The 3,768-nt window shown below is 64.5% G+C and carries 7 protein-coding genes and 1 pseudogene; 2 read left to right on the top strand and 6 right to left on the bottom strand.

Annotated features, from left to right (window positions below; translation table 11 throughout):
- The 6 genes and pseudogenes from EOA27_RS26840 to EOA27_RS40950 all read right to left on the bottom strand — a co-directional run.
- Positions 1-766, bottom strand: a pseudogene (locus EOA27_RS26840) (lasso peptide isopeptide bond-forming cyclase); the annotation flags it as partial.
- A 3-nt stretch (positions 767-769) separates the two neighbouring features.
- Positions 770-1,231, bottom strand: coding sequence for a lasso peptide biosynthesis B2 protein (locus tag EOA27_RS26835; protein WP_245463147.1), 462 nt, complete (start codon positions 1,229-1,231; stop codon positions 770-772).
- 42 nt (positions 1,232-1,273) lie between these two features.
- Complete coding sequence (locus tag EOA27_RS26830; protein ID WP_127257674.1) at positions 1,274-1,573, bottom strand: PqqD family protein; 300 nt, start codon at positions 1,571-1,573, stop codon at positions 1,274-1,276.
- Positions 1,574-1,727: 154 nt separating this feature from the next.
- Positions 1,728-1,880 (bottom strand): lasso RiPP family leader peptide-containing protein, encoded by a 153-nt coding sequence (locus tag EOA27_RS26825; RefSeq protein WP_127249359.1) that lies wholly within the window; start codon positions 1,878-1,880, stop codon positions 1,728-1,730.
- 104 nt (positions 1,881-1,984) lie between these two features.
- Positions 1,985-2,203 (bottom strand): hypothetical protein, encoded by a 219-nt coding sequence (locus tag EOA27_RS26820; RefSeq protein WP_127257672.1) that lies wholly within the window; start codon positions 2,201-2,203, stop codon positions 1,985-1,987.
- Positions 2,204-2,221: 18 nt separating this feature from the next.
- Positions 2,222-2,383, bottom strand: coding sequence for a hypothetical protein (locus tag EOA27_RS40950; RefSeq protein ID WP_189342639.1), 162 nt, complete (start codon positions 2,381-2,383; stop codon positions 2,222-2,224).
- Between EOA27_RS40950 and EOA27_RS26815 the strand changes: the two genes are divergently transcribed.
- Positions 2,382-3,584, top strand: coding sequence for a nucleotidyltransferase family protein (locus EOA27_RS26815; protein WP_127249360.1), 1,203 nt, complete (start codon positions 2,382-2,384; stop codon positions 3,582-3,584). The genes EOA27_RS40950 and EOA27_RS26815 overlap by 2 nt on opposite strands.
- A gap of 4 nt (positions 3,585-3,588) precedes the next feature.
- Positions 3,589-3,768 (top strand): glycosyltransferase (locus EOA27_RS26810; RefSeq protein ID WP_127257670.1); only part of this gene is annotated, 180 nt, incomplete at its 3' end.

Raw genomic sequence — 3,768 nt, 5'->3', positions numbered from 1 at the left:
GCATGGCGCCGACAGCCGACGTGCCACGCATCCGGTTCTCCACCGACTGCGCGAAGAGATGCCTGAATTCTTCGGCCGCGTCAGCGCGTGGCGGCCGCTGTGACGGCTCGATCTGCCAGTAGCGCCGCAGCGCAATCCCGTGGCCCGCCACCATCATGCTGTGTCGCGCCGGCAAGCGGAAGATTTCGGCGTAGGGCGTGGCCTGCGGATCGTCCGGCAGGCCGGCGAGAAAACCGGAAATCTGGTGCTCGCTGAGGCGCCTGCCGACGCCGTCCAGCGCCAGGATCGGCCCGATCTCCGAGGCGAAAGCAAAGCGCCTTGCGGTCGAATGATAGTAGAAGGGTTTGACGCCGAAATGGTCGCGCGCGCAAAACAGGGCCTGACGATCGCGGTCCCATATCGCGAAGGCGAAGTCGCCTTGCAGGTAGGTCGGACAGGCCTCGCCCCATTTCAGGTAAGCGCGCATGATGAGCATCGCGTCGGCAATCGACCGGTCGCGCAGGCCCAGCCGCGCCAAAAGCTCGTCGCGATTGTCCAGCCGGCAATCGGCGGTGATGGCGAGTTTGCCGCCGGCCATCGCCAGGGGACCGGGCCCGTCCTCGCTGGTCGTGTCGAGCCAGGCGTGGCCGAGCGCCACGCTGCCCTCCGTCCGCCATGAGCTGCCGTCGCGGGCACGATGGCGCATGCGCGAAAGCATCTGCTGGATGTCGCTGGCCGCGGCGGGCCTGCCGTTGCCGATATGCAGGATGCCGGCCACGCCGCTCATCGGTCACGACCCATGGTCGACAAGGTGGGTAAATCCGTTGATCGAGCCGCCAAGCACGATGTGATTGCCGCTCATCAACCAGGCATGCGCCCTGAGTTCGCTGCCTGTCCCCCTTTCGATGCCGATGCTGATCTTCGAGGCGTTGCCCTGGCAAGCAAGCAGATATTGCCCGGCCAGCGCCTGGGTGAGGCAACTGGCGCCCGGCACCAGCCGCGCGGCGGCGGCAACGCCCCAGGCGACGCGCCGCAGGTCGGCGATGCCGGCGTCGCGCCTCGCATCAAGCCGCGTGACCAGGCCGCGGACGTGGTTGTAGGAGGAAAGCGTCAGCGCGAGCCGCACGCCGCTCACCACCGCCAGGCAGCGCGCCAGAAACAGCATCTCCCGGCCGCTCAGCGACCGGATCCTAAAGCGCGTCGCGATCCTTCGGATTCGCTCCATGCGCTTTAGGTCTTTGATTTGACGCATGTCTTTATCCCGAAACCGGTCCCCGCTTTCGGGAGGCATGCTTTAGACCAGTTCCTCACTGTGGAGCCTCGCAAGCCCTGCTTCGGTCAGCCCCTTCAGCAAGCCTTCGACATCGGCCTTGCAGCGATCGGCATCGACATTGTAGCGCGCAAGCACGGCGCCGCGGATATCGAGGACCGATCGCGGCTCCTGGATCTGCTCCCAAATGAAAGCGCCGACGCTGTTCAGGCTGTAATAGACATTGGATTTGAGGTGGAGCAGCGCCAATCCGGCGCCGAATTCACAAGCCACCGCCTCGCCGGTCGCGACCACGCGGTCATGGTCCGAAGGGTTCCAGTGCATGCTAAAACCTCGTTGCTGGCCCGCCGCGCCCTTGGACCTTGGCCGGGATCGGTTGCCTGCGATCCTGGGGAGGAAGCCGGGGGACAAGGCCCCCCCGGCTCGCCTGTTGGTAGTATCCGGAGCCCCAACTTAGACTCCCGGGTAGCCTGCAAGCTTACGAGAAAGTCAGCTCGCCGACCGGCGTGTGTGCGGGAAAGCTCACGTCGAGCGCCGTCGACCCAGCGCCACCCTGCGTGATGGTTTCAATCGAACCATGAACCGTCAAGCTGGGGGGCTCGTACTCATGCTTCTCAACATTCTGTTCCATTTTACTCTCCAATTAAGGACTGGAAGCGGCCGCAGAATGCCGCCAGCATATAGCTATGCTGCGATGCGATTGCTGCATGGCAACATTCATGAGTCAAGCGTGATTTACCAAGCATTAATCAATTCTCGGTTGCGCCTGCCTTCCTTGGTGATGAAGCCGCGAACATTGTCATCGTAGTCCTTGACTGCCCGGGAATTCAACCGCGCGTTCTCGCCGATCATATAAGTAATTGATTTATTTATAGCAATTTTTTGAGCGATAAATCCGTCCCGCGGACGTGAAGGGATTGCTGCAAAAAGCCATCGCTTTTCGGCACGCAGCATCGTCCCGGAGGCTTGTCTTCAAAAGTGATTAAGTGTGTGCGATTTTAAACGCTTGGGTTGTGGAGTTGAACCTGCTTTAGCCGCCTCTTGGACGGTGGTGCTAATTTTTCCGGTGGTTTTCTTCGCAAGTGCGGTATAGATCGCGCGGGCGGCTTTTTTGCGGAGAGCGACATCGGGCATGGCGATGCAGGATGGCTCGTATGAAAGGCTGCGCGCCGCTGGCTGTGCCGACGAAGTCGCCTTTGTGCAGGCCTGCCTGAGGCTGTTTTTCGCCCCCGGCGTCGACGCCGCCGACGCTCAGGCGGATATGCCTGCGCCGGCAATCTCGGCGGCTCATGTCGCCGACATCGCAAGGCTGAACAAGGTCGGCGTGTTCATGCTCAAGGCGCTCGCGCGTGCTCCTGCCGGCGCGGCGCCTCCCGGTTTGCCCGGCTGGCTCGACGGCTATCGGCGGCGCACCATGTCGATGAACGCCGCCTGCATCGGCGATTCGGTGGCCATCGATCGCGTGCTTCGCGACAGGCGGATCGATTTCGTCTTCCTCAAGGGACCGCTCCAGCAACACAGGCTCTATGGCGATCACTTCATGAAGCCTTCCGGCGATGTCGACATACTGGTTTCGCCGGCGAGCTTCGCCGAGGCGCGCGCGGCGTTGCGGACCATCGGCTATGAGGTTGCCGGCAAGTCGCGCTCGGTCTGGTGGGTGCGCTTCCTCGGCGAGCAGCACATGGTCCGCGAGGACGGCGCGAGAGCGTCGACGGTCGACCTCCATCATCGGCTGCAGCAGCCGGGTTCGCCGAGCCCGCGCGACATAGACGGCTTCCTGCGCCGCAAGCGCGAGGTCGAAGTGGCCGGCGCGGCCATGCCGATCATCTCGGCGGCCGACACCTTGCTTTTGTCGTCGATCAGCGTCGCCAAGGCCTTTTTCAACCGCGAGCCTTGCGCCGGCTATGTCTGCGATGTCCGGGCCAGCGCCAGCCGGCTGAGTGAGGCCGAGCAGCAGATGGTGCTCGATCACGCCGCCGAGCAGGGCCTTGCGGACACGCTGCTTCTCGGGCTGCGCGCCGCCGACGTGCTGCTTGGCGCCAGCTGCACGCTGCTGTCGGATCGCGCCGCTCGCATCCTGGCGCGCATCGGCAATGCCGACCTCTTCCACATGGTGATCGCGCCCTGGCTTGCCTCGCTGCGCTGGCCGCAGCGCCGCCATGTGCTGTGGGAACTGTGCGGCCACGAGCCCGTCCGTTATCTGGCGGAGGCCGGCTGGGCCGCCTCCGCCGACCTCAGCCGGCGCATCTTCGAGCGGCCGGCCGCCGTCGCGCGGGCGCCGGGCGGCACGATCAAGATCACGGGCGGGACAGCCACCCATGCAAGCGAAAGGTGAACCCATGCCCCTGACGACGCCAGTGACGAGCCCGGCGGTTTGCGTCATCATCGCCGCGCGCAACGCGGCGCGGACGATTCCCGTCGCCATCGCCTCGGCGCTGCGCGAGACGGAAGTCGCCGAAGTCGTCGTGGTCGACGACGCTTCCACCGACAACACCCGCGATGTGGCCTTGGCCGCCGAC

The organism is Mesorhizobium sp. M2A.F.Ca.ET.037.01.1.1 (assembly GCF_003998075.1).
Lineage (GTDB): Bacteria > Pseudomonadota > Alphaproteobacteria > Rhizobiales > Rhizobiaceae > Mesorhizobium.
This window is presented reverse-complemented; position numbering and strand designations above follow the sequence as displayed.

Coding starts and splice junctions, on each gene's coding strand:
- EOA27_RS26835 (WP_245463147.1), bottom strand. CDS start 1,231: ATGCGTCAAATCAAAGACCTAAAGCGCATGGAGCGAATCCGAAGGATC.
- EOA27_RS26830 (WP_127257674.1), bottom strand. CDS start 1,573: ATGCACTGGAACCCTTCGGACCATGACCGCGTGGTCGCGACCGGCGAG.
- EOA27_RS26825 (WP_127249359.1), bottom strand. CDS start 1,880: ATGGAACAGAATGTTGAGAAGCATGAGTACGAGCCCCCCAGCTTGACG.
- EOA27_RS26820 (WP_127257672.1), bottom strand. CDS start 2,203: ATGCTGCGTGCCGAAAAGCGATGGCTTTTTGCAGCAATCCCTTCACGT.
- EOA27_RS26815 (WP_127249360.1), top strand. CDS start 2,382: ATGGCGATGCAGGATGGCTCGTATGAAAGGCTGCGCGCCGCTGGCTGT.
- EOA27_RS40950 (WP_189342639.1), bottom strand. CDS start 2,383: ATGCCCGATGTCGCTCTCCGCAAAAAAGCCGCCCGCGCGATCTATACC.